The organism is Saccharothrix lopnurensis, assembly GCF_042658445.1.
Taxonomy (GTDB): Bacteria; Actinomycetota; Actinomycetes; order Mycobacteriales; family Pseudonocardiaceae; genus Actinosynnema; species Actinosynnema lopnurensis.
On the sequence record NZ_JBHSQO010000003.1, the window covers coordinates 261,037 to 281,591 of the forward strand.

The following is a 20,555-nucleotide window of genomic DNA, read 5'->3' on the forward strand; positions in this document are numbered from 1 at the left end:
GGCAGGCTACTGGTTCCGCGTGAACCTGCCGTCAGGAGGCCGGCTTGGGGTCGCGCTTCTCGCGGATCTTGGCCGCCTTGCCGCGCAGCTCGCGCAGGTAGTACAGCTTCGCCCGGCGGACGTCGCCGCGGGTGGCGACCTCGACCTCGGCGATGTTCGGGGAGTGCACCGGGAAGGTGCGCTCGACGCCGACGCCGAAGGAGACCTTGCGGACGGTGAAGGTCTCGCGGATGCCACCGCCCTGGCGGCGGATCACGACGCCCTGGAACACCTGGACCCGCTCGCGGGAGCCCTCGATGACGCGGACGTGGACCTTCAGCGTGTCGCCCGGCCGGAAGTCCGGGATGTCGGAGCGCAGCGACTGGGCGTCAAGAGCGTCCAGGGTGTTCATCGGTGGTCCGTCCTCGTCCTCACGTGTATTGCGTACTCCCCCGGGGCGCGGTCCAGCCAACGTTTTCACACGCGCGGGGGCGGGCTCGGCGCACGCCGGATGAGTGAACCGGGTGCAGCAACCTGTCCAGTGTGCCAGACGCGGCCGGTCAGGACGAAATCGCCCCTGACCTGAGCTCGTCGAGCAGCTTGCGGTCGTGCTTGTCCAGGGCTTCGTCGGGCAGCGCGTCGACCAGCTCGGGGCGGCGCTCCCAGGTGCGGCGCAGCGCCTGGTCGCGGCGCCAGCGGTCGATCAGCCGGTGGTTGCCCGAGCGCAGCACCTCCGGCACGGCCAGCTCGCGCCAGACCTCCGGGCGGGTGTAGCTGGGGCCCTCCAGCAGGCCGTCGGAGAACGAGTCCTCGGCGGCGGAGCGCGGGTTGCCCAGCACGCCGGGCAGCAGCCGGGCCACGGCCTCGACCACGACCAGCACCGCCACCTCGCCGCCGACCAGCACGTAGTCGCCGATGGAGACCTCGTCCACGCGCATCCGGCGGGACGCGTCGTCGACCACCCGCTGGTCGATGCCCTCGTACCGCCCGCAGGCGAACACCAGGTGCTCCTCGTCGGCCAGCTCGCGGGCCATCTCCTGGGTGAAGGGCCGCCCGGCCGGCGTGGGCACGACCAGGCGGGTCCGCTCGGTGCAGACGGCGTCCAGCGCCGCGCCCCACACCTGCGGCTTCATCACCATGCCGGGACCACCGCCGTACGGGCTGTCGTCCACGGCCTTGTGCACGTCGTGCGTCCAGTCGCGCAGGTCGTGCACACCGACCGAGATCAGGCCCCGGTCGACCGCCTTGCCGAGCAGCGCGGCCCGCAGCGGGTCGAGGTACTCGGGGAAGATCGTGACGACGTCAACGCGCATCGAGCAGGCCCTCGGGGGGGTCGAGCACCACCCGGCCGCCCGCGACGTCGACCGCGGGGACGATCTCCCGGACGAACGGGACCAGGGTCTCGTCGCCGGTCTCGCGCACGATCACCAGCAGCTCGCCCCCCGGCCCGTGCACGATCTCGCGGACGGTGCCGACGCGCGTGCCGTCGGCCAGCTCGGCGACCAGGCCCTCCAGCTCGTGGTCGTAGAACTCGTCCGGGTCGCCGGTGGGCGGCAGGTCCTCCGTCCCGGCCAGCAGCAGCGTGCCGCGCAACGTCTCGGCGACGTCGCGGGTCAGGACCTCCGCGAAACGCACCAGCAGCCGCCCGGAGTGGTTCCGGGCGGCTGCGACGGTGAGGTTGCGGGACGTCCCGTCACGCAGTTTGGCGGCCAGCACCGAGCCCGGCGCGAACCGGGTCTCGGGCAGGTCGGTGCGCAGGTCGACGGCCAGTTCGCCGCCGATGCCGTGCGCCTTGGCCACGCGGCCGACGACGACGTCCACCAGCGCGCTCAGCGATCGGTGTCGACCACGTCGACCCGCACGCCGCGACCGCCGATACCGGCCATCACGGTGCGCAGCGCGGTCGCGGTGCGGCCGGACCGGCCGATCACCTTGCCGAGGTCGTCCGGGTGGACGTGGACCTCCAGCGTGCGCCCGCGCCGGGTCGTGACCAGGTTGACCCGGACGTCGTCCGGGTGGTCGACGATGCCCCGAACGAGGTGTTCGAGGGCGTCAGCCAACAAGCTCACGCCTCGTCCTTGGCGGCTTCGGCGGCGGGCTCGGCGTCCGCCTTCTTGGCGTCGTCCCGCTTGGCGGACTTCTTCTTGGGCGTGGTGGCCTCGGTCGTCGGCGCGTCACCGGCGGCGGCCAGCGCCGCGGCGAACAGGTCCGCCTTGTTCGGCTTCGGCTCCTTGACCTTCAGCGTGCCCTCGGCGCCCGGCAGGCCCTTGAACTTCTGCCAGTCACCGGTGATCTCCAGCAGGCGCTGCACCGGCTCGGTCGGCAGCGCGCCGACGCCCAGCCAGTACTGCGCCCGGTCGGTGTTGACCTCGATCAGCGAGGGCTCGTCCTTCGGGTGGTACTTGCCGATCGTCTCGATGGCCTTGCCGCTGCGGCGGGTGCGGGCGTCGGCGACGACGATGCGGTAGTACGGCTGACGGATCTTGCCAAGCCGCTGAAGCTTGATCTTGACGGCCACGGGTGTGGGTGCTCCTCGTGCTCTGATGTGCGTCAGGTTGGGCAGTCCTCACCCGAGTGGGGCACGGGTGGTGAAAGCCCAGGTGTCTGGGGCGCCACGGCACGGTGAGAGGGACCGACCTCGGCGAACAACCGTCAATTGTGCCAGACGCCCCTAGCCGGCGGCGAACCGGCCCACCGGTGTGCCGCGCGACTCCAGTTCGGCGCGGATCCGCCGGGCGTGCTCGACCGCCCCGGGCGTGTCGCCGTGGACGCAGACGGACTCGACCTCGGCCCGCACGACGGTGCCGTCGACGGCCACCAGCTCGCCGTGCTCGGCCAGCCTGAGCACCTGCGCCAGGACGGCGTCCGTGCCGCTCAGGACGGCGCCGGGCGACCGGCGGGGCACGAGCGCGCCCTCGGGGGTGTAGGCCCGGTCCGCGAACGCCTCGCGCACGGGGCGCAGGCCGGCCCGCTCGGCGTGGTGCAGCAGCCGGGAGCCGGGCAGGCCCAGGACCGGCAGGTTCCCGAACGCCCGCACGCCGTCCACCACGGCCCGCGCCTGCTCCTCGTGGCGCACGGTGGCGTTGTAGAGCGCGCCGTGCGGCTTGACGTAGGACACCCGGGTGCCCGCCGCGCGGGCGCACGCGTCGAGCGCGCCCACCTGGTACAGCACCTCGTCGGCCAGCTCGGCCGGGTCGACGTCGATGAAGCGGCGGCCGAAGCCGGCCAGGTCGCGGTAGGACACCTGGGCGCCGACGGCCACGCCGCGCGCGGCGGCCGACCGGCACACCCGCCGCATGGTCGACGGGTCGCCCGCGTGGAAGCCGCAGGCCACGTTCGCGCTGGTGACGACGTCCAGCAGGGCGTCGTCGTCGCCCAGGCGCCAGATGCCGAAGCCCTCGCCCAGGTCGCTGTTCAGGTCGATCACGCGGGCATCACCCCGACGGAGACGAGCAGGAGGGTCAGGCCGGGCAGGAAGTTGTTGATCACGTGCGCGACCACGCTGGCGGTCAGCCTGCGGGTGATCAGCCTGGCGATGCCGATCGGGATCGCGATGACGATCAGCAGCGAGGTGCGCAGGGGCTCCAGGTGGCTGGCGGCGAAGATCAGGGTGGTCAGCGTGAACGCCGCCCAGCGGCTCCAGCGCTGCCGCTCGATCGCGCCCCAGAGCAGGCCGCGGTAGATGATCTCCTCGCAGACCGGGCCCAGGAAGCAGACGTAGCAGAACATCACCACGGCGGCCGCCACCGGCAGGCCCGCGCCGTCCACCAGCTCGCCGATGGCCGAGGTCGCGTTGTCGTCGCCCACCAGCCGCGACCAGACCACCGCGGCGACGTAGGTCATGACCAGGCCGAGCGCGCCCAGCTTCAGGCCGATCTTGACGTCGTCGCGGTTCCAGTCCAGGCGCAGGTCCTGCCACGGGCCGTTGCCGCGCACGTAGGTGACGACCACCGCCGCGGTCGCCGCGAGGACGGTGGGCACCATCGAGCCGACCAGGATGAACGTCACCGACGAGCCGAGGTCCGTGCCCGAGGTGCGGGCCAGCGCCGTGATGAACACGGCGCTGAGGATGAAGATCGCCTCGACCAGCAGGAAGGCGCCGAAGCCCCAGCGCTGGCCGGCGCGCTCCGGCGCCGGTTCCCGCCCGACCGCGCGGACGCTCGCGATCAGTCCCGTCGGGGGTTCGTCCGGTGGTTCCACAGCCATCCACCCTAGTCAGCCGGTGTACAGGTACACGGCGGGCAGCAGGTTGTTCGTCGCGTGGGCCACCACGCTGGACGCTGCCCGTCCGGTGATCATCCGGGCCGCGCCGATGGCGAGCCCCTGGGCGAAGAGGCCGAGCATCCGCCAGCTCTCCTCGTGGAGGAAGGCGAAGACCAGGGCGGTGAGGGCCAGGACCACGCCCTTCGGGATGCGGTGGTGCGCCAGGGCGTGCCACAGCGCGCCCCGGGTGAGCAGCTCCTCGGTCAGCGGCGCGCCGAGGAGGACGAACAGGGCGGCGGCGGCCAGCCAGACCGTGCGCCCGCCCGAGAGCGCCCCGATCCGCTCCACCGCGGTGGTCGGGTCGGGGTTGATGCGCAGCAGGATCGTGCCCAGCAGCCAGGCGGCCAGCAGCGCCGCGCCGCCCATGGCCAGGCCCACCCTGAGGTCGCGGGCGGTGGGCCACAGGCCGAAGTCGCGGTTCGGGCCGCGGCCCAGGCGCCACGACACCACGGCCGGCCCGAGGCCGAGCAGGACGTTGGGCAGGAAGATCAGCAGCAGCAGCGGGCCGAGCACCGGCGGGTCGGTGACGTCCACCTCGGCGAAGCGGTCGGCGGTCGCGGCGGTGAGGACCAGGGTGGCGAGGTAGTAGCCGCCCAGGCCGGTGAAGAACGCCAGGAACGCCCAGTGCCCGCGCCCGGTGTCCTGGATGTCCTGTTCCGCCACTCGTCCGAAATTACTGGTCCGGGGGCAGGAGGTGCCGCCCGAGTTCGGTCAAGATCACCCTGACGGCGGCACGCGCTCGTTCGGGGTGCCCACGCGAGCGGGAAGAATTCCACCGGAAGTGCGGTTTCGCCGGACGGTCGACACCCGGCCGGAACCCGGTCGACCACGGCGGGCGAGAGGGCCGGTCGCCCAACCGTTCAGGCGTGGATCCGACCCCGCAGCACCACCAGGCTCGGCCGGCGCAGCACGGCGAGGTCCTCGCGCGGGTCCGACCCGTAGACCACGACGTCGGCCGCGGCGCCCTCGGTGAGCGAGGGGAAGCCCAGCCACTCGCGGGCCGCCCAGGAGGCCGCGCCCAGGGCCCGCTCGGTCGTCATGCCGACCCGGTGCAGCGCCTCGACCTCGTCGGCGATCCGGCCGTGCGCGATGCCGCCGCCCGCGTCGGTGCCCGCGAACACCGGCACCCCCGCCTCCACGGCCTTGGCCACGGTCTGGGAAACGCGCGCGTGCAGGTCCCGCACGTGGGCCTGGTAGGCCGGGAACCGGTCCGCGCCCCCCGCGATCGACGGGAAGTTCTCCACCACGTTGATCAGCGTGGGCACCAGGGCGGTGCCGTTGCGCGCCATCAGCTCGATCGTGTCGTCGGTCAGGCCGGTGCCGTGCTCGACGCAGTCGATGCCCGCGGCGAGCAGCGCCGGGAGTGCGTCCTCGCCGAACACGTGCGCGGTGACCCGGGCCTTGCCCTCGTGGGCGACCTTGATCGCCTCGGTGAGCACGTCCTCGGTCCACAGCGGCGCCAGGTCGCCGGTGTCCCGGTCGATCCAGTCGCCGACGAGCTTGACCCAGCCGTCGCCGTCGGCGACCTGCTCGGCCACCGCGGCGGGCAGGTCGGCCGGGTCCTCCAGCTCGTGGCCCAGGTACCGGAGGTAGCGCTTGGGCCGGGCCAGGTGGCGGCCCGCCCGCAGGACGCGCGGCAGGTCCAGGCGCTCCTGGAGCGGCCGGGTGTCCAGGGGCGAGCCGCAGTCGCGCAGCAGCAGCGCGCCCGCGTCCCGGTTGGCCAGCGCCTGGTCCACGGCCTCGGGCAGGTCGACCGCGCCGCGGGGCCCGAGGCCGACGTGGCAGTGCGCGTCCACCAGGCCGGGCACGAGGTAGCCGCCGTCGGACACCGTGGTCGCGCCGGGCACCGGGCGGGTGCGGATGCGGCCGTTGACCACCCAGAGGTCGCGCGGCGCGCCGCCCTCGGGCAGCACCACGCCCCGCAGGTGCAGACCGGTCACTTGCCGAACTTCAACTTCGAGGGGTCGAAGCCGGGCGGGAGCTGGTCGAGCCCGCCGAGACCGGGCGGGAGCTCGGGCGCGCCGCCGGGGGGCACCATGCCGGGCGGCATCATCCCCGGGGGCATCATGCCGGGCATCATCCCGGGGAAGCCGCCACGCACCTTCGGCGGCGTCGGGCCGCGCCCCTTGCCCTTCTTCCCCTTCTTGCCCTTGCCCTTGCGGTTGTTCCGGTTGCCGCCGCCGCCCGGCAGGCCGAACCGGCCCGCCATCTGGCTCATCATCTTGCGCGCCTCGAAGAAGCGGTTGACCAGGTCGTTGACGTCGCTGACCTTGACGCCCGAGCCGTTGGCGATGCGCAGCCGGCGGGAGGCGTTGATCATCTTGGGGTCGTCGCGCTCGGCCGGGGTCATGCCGCGGATGATCGCCTGGACCCGGTCGAGGTGCTTCTCGTCGAAGTTGGCGAGCTGGTCCTTCATCTGGTTCGCGCCCGGCAGCATCCCCAGCAGGTTCGCGATGGGCCCCATCTTGCGCAGGGCCAGCATCTGCTCCAGGAAGTCCTCCAGGGTCAGCTGGCCGGAGCCGAGCTTGACCGCGGCGGCCTCGGCCTGCTCGGCGTCGAACGCCTGCTCGGCCTGCTCGATGAGGGTGAGCATGTCACCCATGCCGAGGATGCGGCTCGCCATCCGGTCCGGGTGGAAGACGTCGAAGTCCTCCAGCTTCTCGCCGTTGGAGGCGAACAGGATCGGCTGGCCGGTGACCTCCCGGACGCTGAGCGCGGCGCCGCCGCGGGCGTCGCCGTCGAGCTTGGTGAGCACCACGCCGGTGAAGCCCACGCCGTCGCTGAACGCGGTGGCCGTGTTGACCGCGTCCTGACCGATCATCGCGTCGACCACGAACAGCACCTCGTCGGGCTGCACGGCGGCGCGGATGTCGATCGCCTGGCGCATCATCTCCTCGTCGACGCCCAGGCGGCCCGCGGTGTCGACCACGACGACGTCGTGCTGGGCCCGCTTGGCCTCCTCGACGCCGCGGCGGGACACGGCGACCGGGTCGCCGACGCCGTTGCCGGGCTCCGGCGCGAACACGGGCACGCCCGCGCGCTGACCGACCACCTGGAGCTGGGTCACCGCGTTGGGGCGCTGGAGGTCGCACGCCACGAGCAGCGGCGTGTGGCCCTGGGCCTTGAGCCAGCGGGCGAGCTTGCCGGCCAGGGTCGTCTTGCCCGCGCCCTGGAGGCCGGCGAGCATGATCACCGTCGGCGGGGTCTTGGCCAGGTTCAGCCGGCGGGTCTCGCCGCCGAGGATGCCGACGAGCTCCTCGTTGACGATCTTGATGACCTGCTGGGCCGGGTTCAGCGCCTGCGAGACCTCGGAGCCCTTGGCCCGCTCCTTGATGCCGGCGATGAACGAGCGCACCACGGGGAGCGCGACGTCGGCCTCCAGCAGCGCGACCCGGATCTCGCGCGCGGTGGCGTCGATGTCGGCGTCGGAGAGCCGCCCCTTGCCCCGCAGGTTCTGCAGGACCGAGGTGAGCCGGTCGGAGAGGGTGTTGAACACGGTGCCGCCAGACCTCGCACGTCGGATTCCGCCACTGGTCACCCGCCAGGGTAGCCGCTCACCCTTCGGCCACGGAAAGCCGCAGGCGGTCACGGCGGGTGAGCACGCTCAGGCCCTGCCAGCCGCGCGGCGGGGGGCCCGAGGTGAAGCGGGCGCGCAGCCGGGCGGCGCGGCGCACGTGCCGGGTGAACGACCGGGAGTTCAGCAGCCTGCCCCGCTCCACCTGGCCCGCCAGGGCCTCCTCGGGGCTCGCGTCGAGCCAGACGAAGTGCCGGGGCCGGCGGGTGAGCAGGCCGACCGCGACCAGGCCGGCCCGGGTGGTGGGCCGGGTGGACGGCTCGTGCACCAGCAGCAGGCTGCGGGAGGCGGTGATCGCGTACCAGAAGATGCGGCCGCGGTGCACGAGGTGCACCAGCGGGCGGTAGAAGCGGTAGGGGACGGCTTTCGGGAACAGCGCGACGAGGCGGGCCCGGACCTGGTCGGAGTCCAGCACGACCGCGGGCGCGCCGCCGGTGTCGGCGGCGGCGAGCAGCGTCGTCTTGCCCGCTCCGGGCAGGCCGGCCAGCACGACGAGGGAGCGCGGCCCCACGGCGACAGCGGTCATCGCATCCATACTAAAAAGACGTTTCGGACGCCGCCGAGTTCCGCGCCGCCGCTTTCCGTGATCCACGTCCCGCGCGACCGGGTTCGCGCGGGGTGGTCCGGGAGCGGCCCAACCCCTCGATGAGCCGCTCCCGGACCACCCGGTGACGACACCCCCCGCCCCCCGGGGAGGAACCCCCACGTCGTCACGGCGCCAAGCCTGCCCTGCCGGCGGGGTACCCGGCAGCGTGAGCACCCGTGGGGGTTGTGCGTAGACCTACGCAACCCGCCCGACGAGGACCCGGCGGGCGGTTCACCGGATTGGTTCACCGGATTGGTTCACCGGGCGGCGAGCACCACCGCGCGTTCGACCTCCCGCCGGCGGGTCGCGTCCAGGCCGTCCGCCGCGGCGAGCGCGAAGGAGTCCACGACCGTGGAGCCCAGCGTGGACACCCGCGCCCACACCACGTCCACCCCGCACCGCTCCAGGGCGTCGGCGACGCGGTGCAGCAGCCCGATCCGGTCGGCCGCCCGCAGCTCCAGCACCACCGCGCCGGTCGACTCGTCGTCGAACCACAGCACCCTGGGCGGCGGTGGGTCCTGCGGCGGCCCGCCGTAGTCGCGCTCCTTGGCGGCGAGCTTGTCGGCCAGCGCCAGCGAGCCGTCCACGGCCCTGGTCAGCTGCTCGCGCAGCAGGGTCACGTCCGGCAGCGAGCCGAACCGCGGCGAGACGGTGAACACGTCCACCGCCGCCGCCCCGGTGGCGGGGTCGCCGCAGGAGCGCAGCGCGGCCGCGTGCACCTCCAGCGAGTTCAGCGCCAGCACCCCGGCGGCCCGGGACAGCAGGCCGGGGCGGTCCGGCGCGACGACCGTGACGACCGCGGTGCCGCCGCCGGCGTCCAGCAGCACGTCGGGCCGGCCGGTGGCGACCACCGCCAGGGCCAGGTCCCGCTGCCGCTGGTCGAGGGGTTCCGGCGCGGGCAGGGGGTCGCCCGCCATCGCGGTGCGGCAGCGGCCGACCAGGTCGTTGACCAGCGACGCCTTCCAGTCGGTCCACACGCCCGGACCGGTGGCCAGGGCGTCGGCCTCGGCCAGCGCGTGCAGCAGCTCCAGCAGCACCGGGTCGCCGCCGAGCGTCTCCACCACGCGGCGCACGGTCGCCTCGTCCTCCACGTCCCGGCGGGTCGCGGTGTGCGGCAGCAGCAGGTGGTGGCGCACCAGCGCGGTGAGCGTCGCCACGTCCTGCGGCCACAGCCCGAGGCGTTCGGCGATCTGCGTGGTCAGCGCCGCGCCGACCTCGGAGTGGTCGGCCTGCCTGCCCTTGCCGATGTCGTGCACCAGGGCGCCGAGCAGCAGCAGGTCCGGGCGCGAGACCCGGGTGACCAGCCGGGCGGCGTGCGCCGTGGCCTGCACGAGGTGGCGGTCCACGGTCCAGGTGTGGGCGGCGTCGCGCGGCGGCAGGTCGCGCACCGCGCCCCACTCCGGGAACAGCCGGCCCCACAGCCCGGTGCGGTCCAGCGCCTCCACCACGTCGATCAGGCCGGTGCCGCTGCCCAGCAGCGCCAGCAGCTCGTCGCGGGCCTCCCGGGGCCACGGCTGCCGCAGCTCGGGCGCGGAGTCGGCGAGCTTGGCCAGGGTGCCCGGGGCGATCGGGTGCTTGCCGCGCGCGGCGGCCGTGGCCACCCTCAGCAGCAGCGCCGGGTCGCGGCCGGGCACGGCGTCGCGGGCCAGCGCCACCTCGGCGCCGTGCAGCACCACGCCCTCGTCCAGCGGCCGCCGGGCGGGCGCGCGCCGCAGCGGGGACCGCGCGAACACGCCCAGCCCGCGCTTGGGCACCGCGGCCCGCGCCGTGCGCGTGGCCACGTCCACCGCGTACACGACGGTGCGCGCGGCCGACGACAGCGCCCGCGCCAGGGCGAAGCGGTCCGGCAGGCCCAGGGCCGCGGCCACCTCGTCGCCGTCCTGCGCGCGCAGCACGTCGCGCGGCCGACCGGCCACCCGGCGCAGCTCCGTGCGCACGTCCAGCAGCAGCTTGCGCGCCTCCTCGACCTCCGCCGACGGCCGGTCGGTCAGCTGCGCGGCGCTCAACGCGTCCAGCAGCGTCACGTCGCGCAGCCCGCCGCGGCCGTGCTTGAGGTCGGGTTCCACGCGGTGCGCGATCTCGCCGCTGCGGGCCCACCGCCGCGAGGCCGACTCCGCCATCTCGTCCAACCTGCCGCGCACGCCGGAGCGCCACGCCTGGCGCGCGTTGTCGCCCAGGCGCCCGCTGACCTCCTGGTCGCCCGCGAGGTGCCGGACGTCCAGCAGCCCCAGCGCGGTGCGCAGGTCGGACGCCGCGACGCGCAGCGCCTCGCCGACCGTGCGCACCGAGTGGTCGAGGCCGATGCCGGAGTTCCACAGCGGGTACCACAGCTTCTCGGCCACCGCGTCCACGCCCTTGTGCCCGTTGTGCACCAGGACGAGGTCGAGATCGGAGTAGGGCACCAGCTCACGCCTGCCCAGGCCACCCACGGCGGCCAGCGCGACCCCGCTGCCCGGCCCGCCCACACCCGCCTGCGCGGCGTGCGCGGTGAGCCAGAACTCGTGCAGGTCCACCAGCGCCTCGCGCAGCGACTCCCCCGTCAAACGGCGCCGACCCGGCGCGAGCAGCCGATCGCGTGCCCGCACCAGGTCGTCCGCCGTGACGACGGCCGTTCCGGTGTCGTCCATCCGGCCGTCTCCCCTTCCCCTACAGGGCGTCCGAGCCGCGCTCCCCGGTCCGGACCCGGATGACCGTGTCGACGGGGGTCACCCAGACCTTCCCGTCACCGATCTTGCCGGTGCGCGCGGCCTCCACGACGGCGTCGAGGACCTTGTCCACGGCCGCGTCGTCGATCAGCACCTCGATGCGCAGCTTGGGCACGAAGTCCACGGCGTACTCGGCGCCGCGGTAGACCTCGGTGTGGCCCTTCTGCCTGCCGTAGCCCTGGACCTCGCTGACGGTCATGCCCAGCACGCCCAACTGCTCCAGCGACGCCTTCACGTCGTCCAGGGTGAAGGGCTTGATGATCGCGGTGACCAGCTTCATGACTTGTTGCTCCCCTCGAGGACAGCGGTGGCGCCGGCGGCGACGCTGGGCTTGCCCGCGCCGCGGGTGCCCAGGCCACTGCCGAACTCGTAGGCGGTCTCCGCGTGCTCGGCCTCGTCGATGCCGCCGATCTCGGACTCCTCGTCGGCCCGGAAGCCGACGGTGACCTTGACCAGGTAGCCGAGCAGCAGGCTGAGCACGAAGGAGTAGGCGAGCACCGCGATCGCGCCCACGGCCTGGCGCCACAGCTGGTCGACGCCGCCGCCGTAGAAGAGGCCGTTGACGCCCGCCGGGGCGGCGTCGCTGGCGAAGAGGCCGATCAGCAGGGTGCCGGACAGGCCGCCGACCAGGTGCACGCCGACCACGTCGAGCGAGTCGTCGAAGCCGAAGCGGTACTTGAGGCTGACCGCCAGGGCGCACAGCGCGCCGGTGATCGCGCCGATCGCGATGGCGCCGAGCGGGGTGACCGACGAGCAGGCCGGGGTGATGGCGACCAGGCCCGCGACGATGCCGGAGGCGGCGCCGAGGGTGGTGGCGTTGCCGTCGCGGACGCGCTCCACCAGCAGCCAGCCGAGCATCGCGGCGGAGGTGGCGACCAGGGTGTTGACGAAGGTGACACCGGCGGTGGCGTTGGCGGCGACGGCGGAGCCCGCGTTGAAGCCGAACCAGCCGAACCACAGCAGCCCGGCGCCCAGGACGACCAGCGGGAGGCTGTGCGGCTTCATCCGGTCCTTCGGCCAACCGACGCGCTTGCCGAGGACCAGCGCCAGGGCCAGGCCCGCCGCGCCGGCGTTGATGTGCACCGCGGTGCCGCCGGCGAAGTCGATGGCGGCCAGCTGGTTGGCGATCCAGCCGCCCGGGTCGACGACGTTGCCCGCCTCGTCCTTGCCGTCGAAGTCGAAGACCCAGTGGGCGACCGGGAAGTAGACGATGATCGACCACAGGCCCGCGAACAGCAGCCAGGGGCCGAAGCGGGCGCGGTCGGCGATGGCGCCCGAGATCAGCGCCACGGTGACGATGGCGAACATCGCCTGGAACGCGACGAACACCGTGGCCGGCAGCGTGCCGGACAGCGCGTCGGGCCCGAGCAGGCCGTCCAGGCCGAAGAACTCGAAGGGCGCGCCCAGCAGGCCGCCGCCGACGTCCTTGCCGAACGCCATCGAGTAGCCGACGAGCACCCAGAGCACACCGACCACGCCGATGGCACCCAGGCTCATCATCATCATGTTGAGCACACTCTTGGACCGGACCATGCCCCCGTAGAAGAAGGCGAGGCCCGGGGTCATCAACAGCACCAGCGCGGCACTGGTGAGCACCCAGGCGGTGTCCCCTGTATCCACTGTCGACCTCCACTGCACGTCGGTTGCAGGGAGCATCGATACGTCCTGTTTCACGCGGTTGCGCCGAAGGTTTCGCGGCGGTGAACTGTCCGGGCCCCCGTGTTACGGCCGCGTTTCGCGCGCTTGAAGGGAGCGGTTCCGCCGGTGACCAGTCCGCTCCACCGCGGAATTTCCGGTGACGGATCGTGCGAGGACCCCTCGCTCCCGGGGTGAACTCCCGCCTCCGCCGGTGGCCTCCGCGACGGTGGGTCATGACCGCGCCGGTCGGGCCCGCCGGGCGCGGGTGGGCCGATCGGCGCACCCGCGACGGCACGAGCCGCCCTCGCCGAGGGGCGGCGGGGGCGGCTCGTGGACCCGGGCGCGGGGCTAGCCGAGCCAGCCCGGCACGCCGGGCGCCGGACCCGCCGGGCGCGGCCGCGCGTCGAGCGGCGCGACCGGCTCGGCCGGGGGTTCGACGCCGGGGCAGCGGGCGCCGTCGCGCGGCGTCCTGAGGTTGATCAGGTAGTCGTCCAGGGCGCCCGTGGTGCAGTCGCTGCGGCCGTAGACGCCGTGGCCCCAGCCCTCGTAGGTGAGCAGCACGGTGGTGTCGCGGCTCTGCCGGTGGGCGTTGGCCGCCCACGCGTACGGGGTGGACGGGTCGTGCAGGGCGTTGGTCATGAGGATCTTGGGCGCGTGGTCGATCCGCAGCCGGTGCTGCGGGTTGTTCACCCGCTCGGGCAAGCCGACGCAGCCCGTCGTCGCGGTGTGGCCCAGGGCCGAGCCGCGCATGTGCGGCGCGAGCCGGTTGTTCCGCTCGACCAGCGCGGAGAGCTCGCGGTGGTCCTTCACGCGGATCGCCCAGTCCTGGCAGAACACCGCGGGGAACGGGTTGTGCGCGGTCTCCTCGGCGGCGAGCGCCGAGGCGGCGGGGGCGCCCGCGCGCAGGTCGACGACCAGCTGGGCGAGGAAGGTCCAGTTCGGGCCGTAGAACGCGCTGAGCGCGATGCGGCTGATCTCCTCGGCGGTCACCTCCAGGCTCGGGTCGCCCGGCCGGCCGATCTCGCCGCGGTCGGCGCGGGCCAGCAGGTCGTCCCAGACCGCGGCCACGTCCTGGCCGTGCAGCGCGCACGACGGGGTGCGGTCGCACCACTCCACGAACTCGTGGAAGGAGTCCTCGGCGCCCACGGCCTCGGTCTCGTTGAACCGCCGGGTGCCCAGGCTGTGGTCCATGTTCGAGTCGAGCACCATGGCGCGGATGTCGCGGCCGAACTCCTCGGCGTACTGCTGGCCGATGAGCGTGCCGTAGGAGATGCCGTAGTAGCTGATCTTCCGCTCGCCGAGGGCCTTGCGCAGCGCGTCGACGTCCTTGACCACGGACAGGGTGTCGGCGTGGTCGTAGATCGGACCGGAACGCTCGCGGCAGTCGGCGGCCAGCTCGCGGTTGTAGGAGGCCAGCGCCCGGAACCCGGCCTCGTCGGCGGGGTAGGCCGACGGGGCCGCCCGCAGCAGCTCCAGCGAGCAGCGCACCGGTTGGCTGCGGGCCACGCCGCGCGGGTCGAAGCCGACGACGTCGAAGCGCTCCAGCACCGCCGGGCTGAAGTACCGGTCGGCGCCGAGCGCGAAGTTCACCCCCGAACCGCCCGGTCCGCCGGGGTTGACCACCAGCACCCCGACGCGCTTGGCCGGGTCGGTCGCGGGTCGGCGGGCCACGGCGAGGTCGAACCGCTCGCCGCGCGGGCGCGCCCAGTCGATCGGCAGGCTGAGCGCGCCGCACTCCACCTCGGCCGGTTCCCCGCACGGCGCCCACTCGACGCGTGCCGCGCCCGGCGGGTCCGCGAACGCGGGCGTCGCCGTCCCCAGGACGAGCGCGCAGGCGGCGGCAGCGCCGCCCAGCGCTCGGATGCTCGATCGCACAGGTTCCTCCCTAGTTCCTGTCACCCAATAGGGTGATCGCAGGCTGTCAGGGGCGTTGTGCGTCTCACAAGCGACTCAAGTCGTAGGCAAAATCAGCCCGAAGGCTGACAACTTCAGGACCCCCGGGTAACTGCCTGGTAGCGCTGGGTGAGCCCGTGCAGTCCCGCCGGGGTCAGTGCGCCGATCAGGCGAAGGCGGGCCATGCCGCCGTCCGGGTGGATGTCGAGCCTCGCGTGGGTGACCTCCTCGCCCCGCTCCACGCGGAAGCGGTGGCGGGTGTCGGGCTGCAACCGGGTCAGGGGCAGCAGGTCGACCCACCCGCCGTCGCCGCGCCGGCCCCGCACCGAGGCCCAGCCCGGCGCGTTGCCCTTGAAGTGGGTGGTGTCCAGCTCCACCAGGCGGACCACGCCGGGCGCGGCGAGCGCGATCTCCACCCAGTCGTTGCCGTCGTCCCGGCGCCGCGCGGTCTCCCAGCCCTCCCCCATCACCCGCGCCTGGCCGGGCGCGATCAGGTTGGCCGGCGAGCCGTAGAACATGTCGCTGCACCCGGTGACCGACGCGCCGTTCTCCAGCGCCGCCAGGTCCAGCGCCTCCGGGAGCACCAGCTCCGGGTCGACCACCGGCTCACCGTGCACGCGCAGCCGCGCCACCCCGCCGTCCGGGTGGATGGTCAGGCGGACGTGGGTCCAGCGGCGCCCGTCGGCCACGTCGAAGTGGTGCTTGCGGTCGCCGCCCAGGGGCGACCTCGGCACCAGGGTCTCCCAGTCGGTCAGCTCGTCCGGGGCCGGGTGGCCGCGCACGGCGGTCGCCTCCACCGAGGCGAACGGCGGGTAGTTGCCCGTGAAGAACGCCGTGTCCACCACGACGCCCCGGACCACGCCGGGCAGGCCGAGGCGCACCACGGCGTGGTCCACGCCCGGCTCGCGGCGGCGGCGCGTCTCCCACCCGTCGTAGACCTGCCCCTTGTGGCCGAACGTGTGCGGCCGGTACCCCGGCTCCGCCCGCTCGACCAGGTTCTCCCGCTCGGCGAACGACTCGTCGTTGGCCCACACCACGCCGCCGCCCACCGCCCGGCAGGCCAGGTCGGGCAGCATCGTCCAGGGTGTCCCGGTCATGCGTCTCCTCTGGTCAGCAACCGCCCGCGCGGTCGGTCGTCCACCGGCTGCCCGCGCAGCCACGTGCGCCGCACCACGCCGGACAGCGGCCGGCCGTGGTACGGGGTGACGGGGTTGCGGTGGTGCAGCGCCGCGCGGTCGACCACGAACGCCTCGTCCGGGGCGAACACGGCGAAGTCGGCGTCCGCGCCCGGCGCGATCCGGCCCTTGGCGGTCAACCCCACGAGGTCGGCCGGGTTGGTCGCCATCCACCGCACCACGTCGGTCAGCCCGTGACCGCGCCGCCGGGCCTGGGTCCAGACCGCGGGCAGGCCGAGCTGGAGGCTCGCCACCCCGCCCCACGCACTGGCGAAGTCGCCCCGCTTCAGCTCCGGCGTGCACGGCGAGTGGTCGGTCACCACCAGGTCGACCAGGCCCTCGCCCAACGCGCGCCACAGCTGCTCGCGGTTGGCCGCGTCGCGGATCGGCGGGCAGCACTTGAACTCCGTCGCGCCGTCCGCGATCTCCTCGGCAACGAACGTCAGGTAGTGCGGGCACGTCTCCGCGGTCACCGCCAACCCGCGCCCCTTCGCCTCCCGCACCCGGTCGAGCGCCTGCCCGCTGGACACGTGCAGCACGTGCAGCCGCGCGCCGGTGCGGGCGGCCAGCTCCACCACCGAGTCGACCGCCCTGGCCTCCGCGCGGTGCGGGCGCGAGTCCAGGAACGCCCGGTAGCCGGGACCGGGTTCGGTGATCTCGTGCGGGTCCTCGGCGTGCACGACGGTCAGCGCGCCCAGCGGCGCCAGCCGGTCGAGGGCCCGGCGCAGCTCGTCCGTGCTGACGTGCGGGAACTCGTCCACGCCCGAGTGCACCAGGAAGCACTTGAAGCCGAACGCGCCCGCCTCGTGCAGCGCGACCAGGTCGTCGGCGTTGTCCGGCACGATCCCGCCCCAGAACCCCACGTCCACGTGGACCCGGCCGAGCGCCGCCGCCCGCTTGACCGCCAGCGCCGCCGGCGTCGTGGTCGGCGGCAGGCTGTTCAGCGGCATGTCCACGATCGTGGTGACGCCGCCGGCCGCCGCCGCCCGGGTGGCCGTGGCGAAGCCCTCCCACTCGGCCCGCCCGGGGTCGTTGACGTGCACGTGGGTGTCCACCAGGCCGGGCAGCAACACCTCGTCCGGCGCCAGCTCCACCACGGTGGCGGCGTCGAGGCGGTCGGCCACCGCGACCACGCGCCCGCCGGCCACGCCGACGTCCGCCGCGCGCTCGCCGTCCGGGGTGATCACTCGCGCCGCCCTCAGCACCAGGTCCATGGACCCCACCTTGGCAGCCGGGCGGGCGCGGCGGCAGCACCCCGGTGTTCCGGGATCGTGTCCGATCGGGGCGTCCGGCACCGCGGCGGCACGTCATTGACACGTCCGGGGGGCGCTCGTACCGTCCCGCCCAGGCGGAAACGCGATTCCGCGAGACGGAAAAGGGAGCGCCCGTGCCCGACCTGCCCGCGTTCAACTCGGCGCCCCCGGACGAACTCCGCCCCCTGCTCGCCGAGTGCCTCGCGGTGCCGCGCTGGGTGGACGCCGTGCTGGCCGGTCGGCCTTACGCGGACGTGGAGGCGCTGCTCGCCGCCGCGGACCGGGCCGCCGAGGAGCTGTCCGACGACGAGGTCCGCGCCGCGATCGCCGGGCACCCCCGCATCGGGGAGCGCGCGACGGGCGGCGGGCCGGGCGCGCGCTGGTCCGCCGACGAGCAGTCGGGCGTCGCCGCGGCCGCGGCCGGTCGGCTGGCCACCGCGAACGCGGCCTACGAGGAGCGCTTCGGGCACATCTACCTCGTGTGCGCGACCGGGTTGAGCGGCGAGCGGGTGCTGGTCGACCTCGACTCGCGCCTGGGCAACCCGCCGGACGTCGAGCTGCGCGTGGTGAACCGGGAACTGGCCAGGATCGCCGCGCTGCGGCTGGGGAAGGTGCTGTCGTGACCACGCTGTCCACCCACGTGCTCGACGCGGAGGCCGGCCGGCCCCGGGTCGGCGTGCCGGTCCGGTTGGAGCGCGACGGCGAGGTGCTGGCCGCCGGACGCACCGACGAGGACGGCCGGCTGCGGTTCGCCGAGGAGCTGTCCCCCGGCGTGCACCGGCTGGTGTTCGAGGTCGACACCCCGTTCTACCCGGAGATCACCGTCACCTTCCGGGCCGCGGCGGGGCACCTGCACGTCCCGGTCCTGCTCAGCCCGTTCGCCTACACCACCTACCGAGGGAGCTGACCCGTGGCCATCGTCCTGGGGGACAACCAGTACGGGAAGGCGGAGAACCGCCTCGTCGTGGTGTCGCGCGACGGCGCCGTGCACCGGATCAAGGACCTCACGGTCAGCACCTCCCTGCGCGGCGACCTCGCCGACACCCACCTGACCGGCGACAACTCCAAGGTGCTGGCCACCGACACGCAGAAGAACACCGTCCACGCCTTCGCCAAGCAGGCGCCCGTGGGCGAGATCGAGGACTTCGCGCTGCGGCTGGGCAGGCACTTCGTCTCCTCGCAGGAGGCCATCACCGGCGCGCGGGTCCTGGTCGACGAGCACTCGTGGGAGCGGATCGAGGACCACGACCACGCGTTCGTGTCGGGCAGCGCCGAGAAGCGCACCACCGCCGTGACCGTCGACGGCGACCGGGCGTGGGTGGTGTCCGGCCTGCGGGACCTCGTGGTGCTCAAGTCCACCGGCTCGGAGTTCCACGGCTTCCCGCGCGACGAGTACACGACGCTGCGGGAGACCGACGACCGCGTGCTGGCCACCTCCGTCACCGCCCGCTGGCGCTACCGGGGCGGTGACGTCGACTGGGCCGGGGCGCACGCCGCGATCAGGCGGCTGCTGCTGACCACCTTCGCCGGCAGGCACAGCCTGTCGTTGCAGCAGACCCTGTACGCGATGGGGGAGGCCGTGCTGCTGGCCCGGCCCGAGGTCGCCGAGGTGCGGCTGTCCATGCCGAACAAGCACCACTTCGCCGTGGACCTGTCCCCGTTCGGGCTGGCGAACGACAACGAGGTGTTCCACGCCGCCGACCGGCCGTACGGGCTGATCGAGGGCTCCGTGCTGCGCGACGACGCCGAGGACCCGGGGCTCGCCTGGCACACCCTGCCGACGTTCTAGCGCCTCACCCCTCGTAGCGCGCCATCCGCTGGAGCCGCCAGGCGTGGAACAGGTCGGACTCCTCGTACCAGTCCACGGCGGTCGGGCGCCGCGCGGTGGCCAGGAACTCCAGCAGGAGCGCCCGGAACACCGGCAGCGGCACGCCCACGCCCGGCGGGAAGTCCGTGTAGGGCTCGTCCACGAACGGCGCGTCCGGGTCGCCCTTGGGCCAGCCGGTGAACTCGTCGTCGACGTAGTTCAGGTAGCCCCACCCGCCGCGGACGGCGAGCACCAGGTTGTGGTCGCTCTCGCCCTCGTCGTCGACCTCGCGGCCGAAGTGCTCCAGCATCGCGTCGTTGCACCCGGGCCGCGCCAGGGCCTCGACGAGCAGGTCCACGTCCGCCTCGCACGCCACCACCCGGTAGCGGAACTCGGCCCGCTCCAGGTCGGGCAGCCCCGTCCACAGCCCGGCGCGCATGGTCATGCACCCCACGATGGCGGCCGGCCCGCGGATCGGCCCGTCGAGCCCGCAGGATCACCCCATCCGGCGACGGGCCAGCCCGCGCAGCTCGGGCAGGCCCAGGCCGGTGGCGCGGCGGACCTCGTCCTCGGCCAGCGCGCCGCAGTCCAGCGCCCGCAGGAAGGACGCCGACAGCGCCTGGGCGGTGGCGGGCTCGTCCAGCACGGCCCCGCCGGCGCGCTCCACGTACGCCCGCAGCCGGTCGGCGTCGGCCGCCACGCCCTCCAGGTGGAACGCGTGCACGGCCGCGTACCTGGTCACCAGGTGCGCCGGGTGCAGGTCCCAGCCCTGGTAAAAGCCGTGCGCGAGGGACCGGCGGACGAGGTCGTAGTGGGTGCGCCACCCCTGTTCCACCCGGTCGCCGACCGGCAGCACGTTGGTCGAGCCGTCGGACAGTTCGACGCCCGTGCCCGCCGCGGACACCTGCATGACGTGGCGGGCGAAGTCGCACGCCCCGTGCGCCAGGTGCTGGTGCGCCGCGCCGAGCCCGCAGCCCGCCGTGTAGTCGTAGGTGCCGAAGTGCAGGCCGCTGATCCGGCCCCGGCCCGCCTCGATGAACCCGGGCAGGGCCAGCCGCCCCCGCGGGTCGACGACCGACCGGGTCGTCTCGACCTGGACCTCGAACCGCAGCGGCAGCCCGAACAGGTCCAGCACCTCGCCGAACACCTCGACCTGCGCCACCGACGTGACCTTGGGGAAGGTGATCACCAGCCCGTCGGGCGCGCCGCAGAGCGCGGTCAGGAAGACGTCGAGGGTGCGCAGGCCGCGCTCGCGCAGCGCCGCCGTGTCGAACGACTTCATCCGCAGGCCGAAGCGCGGCGGCGCCACGCCCTCGTCCAGCCAGTCCCGCACCACCAGCGCGGTGCGCTCGGCGTCGGCGTCCTCCTCGTCGTCGGCGCGGGTGCCGTAGCCGTCCTCGAAGTCGATCCGCAGGTCCTCCACCGGCTCGGTGGCGAGCTTGGCCCGCACCCGGTCCGGCACGACCGCCGGCACGCCGAGCAGGCCGACCAGGTCGGGGTGCGCGTCCAGGGCCGCAAGCGCTTGCGCGCCCCAGTCCCGCACGGTCGAGGCGGTGACCCGGTCGGCGGGCGCGTAGCAGGTGTGCACGGGCTGCCTGCCGACCGGCCACCTCGGCTCCACATCGGACAGCCGCGCGGTGAGCGCCCGCACCGCACCCGGGTCGAGCGAGGTCCGGGGCACG

At 74.1% G+C, this 20,555-nt stretch carries 22 protein-coding genes; 3 read left to right on the top strand and 19 right to left on the bottom strand.

All coding sequences use genetic code 11. The features are described from left to right. Window positions 1-31 precede the first annotated feature (31 nt). The 17 genes from rplS to allB all read right to left on the bottom strand — a co-directional run bounded on the left by rplS (window position 32) and on the right by allB (window position 17,027). Window positions 32-391 carry a 50S ribosomal protein L19 gene (gene rplS, locus ACFP3R_RS04985; RefSeq protein ID WP_380633257.1) on the bottom strand — a complete coding sequence of 120 codons (360 nt, stop codon included), beginning with the start codon at window positions 389-391 and terminating at the stop codon, window positions 32-34. 148 nt (window positions 392-539) lie between these two features. Then, window positions 540-1,292 (bottom strand): tRNA (guanosine(37)-N1)-methyltransferase TrmD, encoded by a 753-nt coding sequence (trmD, locus tag ACFP3R_RS04990; protein WP_380633258.1) that lies wholly within the window; start codon window positions 1,290-1,292, stop codon window positions 540-542. Beyond that, window positions 1,282-1,800, bottom strand: a complete 519-nt coding sequence (rimM, locus tag ACFP3R_RS04995; protein ID WP_380633260.1) for a ribosome maturation factor RimM — start codon at window positions 1,798-1,800, stop codon at window positions 1,282-1,284. Before rimM ends, trmD begins: the two co-directional genes overlap by 11 nt. A gap of 8 nt (window positions 1,801-1,808) precedes the next feature. Then, window positions 1,809-2,048: an RNA-binding protein gene (locus ACFP3R_RS05000; RefSeq protein ID WP_015104447.1), complete on the bottom strand. Its 240-nt coding sequence runs from the start codon at window positions 2,046-2,048 to the stop codon at window positions 1,809-1,811. Further along, a complete protein-coding gene (gene rpsP / locus ACFP3R_RS05005; protein ID WP_380633262.1) occupies window positions 2,045-2,497 on the bottom strand; it encodes a 30S ribosomal protein S16 in 453 nt (150 codons plus the stop codon). Before rpsP ends, ACFP3R_RS05000 begins: the two co-directional genes overlap by 4 nt. 153 nt (window positions 2,498-2,650) lie before the next feature. Continuing rightward, on the bottom strand, window positions 2,651-3,406 hold the full coding sequence (locus tag ACFP3R_RS05010) for a LamB/YcsF family protein (RefSeq protein WP_380633264.1): 756 nt from the start codon (window positions 3,404-3,406) through the stop codon (window positions 2,651-2,653). Continuing rightward, the gene (locus tag ACFP3R_RS05015) at window positions 3,403-4,185 is read right to left on the bottom strand and encodes a CPBP family intramembrane glutamic endopeptidase (protein WP_380633266.1); all 783 of its coding nucleotides are present in this window, start codon (window positions 4,183-4,185) and stop codon (window positions 3,403-3,405) included. Before ACFP3R_RS05015 ends, ACFP3R_RS05010 begins: the two co-directional genes overlap by 4 nt. 9 nt (window positions 4,186-4,194) lie before the next feature. Further along, the gene (locus ACFP3R_RS05020) at window positions 4,195-4,905 is read right to left on the bottom strand and encodes a CPBP family intramembrane glutamic endopeptidase (protein ID WP_380633268.1); all 711 of its coding nucleotides are present in this window, start codon (window positions 4,903-4,905) and stop codon (window positions 4,195-4,197) included. Between the two features lie 197 nt (window positions 4,906-5,102). Continuing rightward, a complete protein-coding gene (locus ACFP3R_RS05025; RefSeq protein WP_380633270.1) occupies window positions 5,103-6,182 on the bottom strand; it encodes an amidohydrolase family protein in 1,080 nt (359 codons plus the stop codon). Further along, on the bottom strand, window positions 6,179-7,738 hold the full coding sequence (gene ffh / locus ACFP3R_RS05030; protein ID WP_380633272.1) for a signal recognition particle protein: 1,560 nt from the start codon (window positions 7,736-7,738) through the stop codon (window positions 6,179-6,181). Before ffh ends, ACFP3R_RS05025 begins: the two co-directional genes overlap by 4 nt. A 58-nt stretch (window positions 7,739-7,796) precedes the next feature. Then, window positions 7,797-8,342 (bottom strand): AAA family ATPase, encoded by a 546-nt coding sequence (locus ACFP3R_RS05035; RefSeq protein WP_380633273.1) that lies wholly within the window; start codon window positions 8,340-8,342, stop codon window positions 7,797-7,799. 317 nt (window positions 8,343-8,659) lie between these two features. Beyond that, window positions 8,660-11,029, bottom strand: a complete 2,370-nt coding sequence (locus ACFP3R_RS05040) for a [protein-PII] uridylyltransferase (RefSeq protein WP_380633274.1) — start codon at window positions 11,027-11,029, stop codon at window positions 8,660-8,662. Between the two features lie 19 nt (window positions 11,030-11,048). Beyond that, on the bottom strand, window positions 11,049-11,387 hold the full coding sequence (locus tag ACFP3R_RS05045) for a P-II family nitrogen regulator (protein WP_344035194.1): 339 nt from the start codon (window positions 11,385-11,387) through the stop codon (window positions 11,049-11,051). After that, the gene (locus ACFP3R_RS05050; RefSeq protein ID WP_380633275.1) at window positions 11,384-12,727 is read right to left on the bottom strand and encodes an ammonium transporter; all 1,344 of its coding nucleotides are present in this window, start codon (window positions 12,725-12,727) and stop codon (window positions 11,384-11,386) included. The genes ACFP3R_RS05045 and ACFP3R_RS05050 overlap by 4 nt, the downstream gene beginning before the upstream one ends. 366 nt (window positions 12,728-13,093) lie before the next feature. After that, the gene (locus ACFP3R_RS05055) at window positions 13,094-14,620 is read right to left on the bottom strand and encodes an alpha/beta fold hydrolase (RefSeq protein ID WP_380633276.1); all 1,527 of its coding nucleotides are present in this window, start codon (window positions 14,618-14,620) and stop codon (window positions 13,094-13,096) included. Window positions 14,621-14,733: 113 nt separating this feature from the next. Further along, entirely contained in the window at window positions 14,734-15,735 is a 1,002-nt protein-coding gene (alc, locus tag ACFP3R_RS05060; RefSeq protein WP_380633277.1) for an allantoicase, read from the bottom strand. Then, a complete protein-coding gene (gene allB / locus ACFP3R_RS05065) occupies window positions 15,732-17,027 on the bottom strand; it encodes an allantoinase AllB (RefSeq protein WP_380633279.1) in 1,296 nt (431 codons plus the stop codon). The genes alc and allB overlap by 4 nt, the downstream gene beginning before the upstream one ends. Before the next feature lie 173 nt (window positions 17,028-17,200). Between allB and uraD the strand changes: the two genes are divergently transcribed. Genes uraD through pucL form a run of 3 tightly spaced genes read left to right on the top strand, consistent with a single transcriptional unit; the run spans window position 17,201 to window position 18,855 of the window. Then, the gene (gene uraD, locus ACFP3R_RS05070; RefSeq protein ID WP_380633280.1) at window positions 17,201-17,689 is read left to right on the top strand and encodes a 2-oxo-4-hydroxy-4-carboxy-5-ureidoimidazoline decarboxylase; all 489 of its coding nucleotides are present in this window, start codon (window positions 17,201-17,203) and stop codon (window positions 17,687-17,689) included. Continuing rightward, the gene (locus tag ACFP3R_RS05075; RefSeq protein ID WP_380633282.1) at window positions 17,686-17,973 is read left to right on the top strand and encodes a hydroxyisourate hydrolase; all 288 of its coding nucleotides are present in this window, start codon (window positions 17,686-17,688) and stop codon (window positions 17,971-17,973) included. The genes uraD and ACFP3R_RS05075 overlap by 4 nt, the downstream gene beginning before the upstream one ends. A 3-nt stretch (window positions 17,974-17,976) precedes the next feature. Further along, window positions 17,977-18,855, top strand: a complete 879-nt coding sequence (gene pucL / locus ACFP3R_RS05080) for a factor-independent urate hydroxylase (RefSeq protein ID WP_380633284.1) — start codon at window positions 17,977-17,979, stop codon at window positions 18,853-18,855. 4 nt (window positions 18,856-18,859) lie between these two features. On the opposite strand, the gene ACFP3R_RS05085 is transcribed toward pucL, so the two are convergent. Both ACFP3R_RS05085 and ACFP3R_RS05090 read right to left on the bottom strand, forming a co-directional pair. Then, the gene (locus tag ACFP3R_RS05085; RefSeq protein WP_380633285.1) at window positions 18,860-19,318 is read right to left on the bottom strand and encodes an Imm1 family immunity protein; all 459 of its coding nucleotides are present in this window, start codon (window positions 19,316-19,318) and stop codon (window positions 18,860-18,862) included. Between the two features lie 51 nt (window positions 19,319-19,369). After that, window positions 19,370-20,554: a DUF6986 family protein gene (locus tag ACFP3R_RS05090; protein WP_380633286.1), complete on the bottom strand. Its 1,185-nt coding sequence runs from the start codon at window positions 20,552-20,554 to the stop codon at window positions 19,370-19,372. Window position 20,555: the final 1 nt, after the last annotated feature.

Coding starts and splice junctions, on each gene's coding strand:
- rplS (WP_380633257.1), bottom strand. CDS start 391: ATGAACACCCTGGACGCTCTTGACGCCCAGTCGCTGCGCTCCGACATC.
- trmD (WP_380633258.1), bottom strand. CDS start 1,292: ATGCGCGTTGACGTCGTCACGATCTTCCCCGAGTACCTCGACCCGCTG.
- ACFP3R_RS05015 (WP_380633266.1), bottom strand. CDS start 4,185: ATGGCTGTGGAACCACCGGACGAACCCCCGACGGGACTGATCGCGAGC.
- ACFP3R_RS05035 (WP_380633273.1), bottom strand. CDS start 8,342: ATGACCGCTGTCGCCGTGGGGCCGCGCTCCCTCGTCGTGCTGGCCGGC.
- ACFP3R_RS05040 (WP_380633274.1), bottom strand. CDS start 11,029: ATGGACGACACCGGAACGGCCGTCGTCACGGCGGACGACCTGGTGCGG.
- ACFP3R_RS05045 (WP_344035194.1), bottom strand. CDS start 11,387: ATGAAGCTGGTCACCGCGATCATCAAGCCCTTCACCCTGGACGACGTG.
- alc (WP_380633277.1), bottom strand. CDS start 15,735: ATGACCGGGACACCCTGGACGATGCTGCCCGACCTGGCCTGCCGGGCG.
- allB (WP_380633279.1), bottom strand. CDS start 17,027: ATGGACCTGGTGCTGAGGGCGGCGCGAGTGATCACCCCGGACGGCGAG.
- ACFP3R_RS05085 (WP_380633285.1), bottom strand. CDS start 19,318: ATGACCATGCGCGCCGGGCTGTGGACGGGGCTGCCCGACCTGGAGCGG.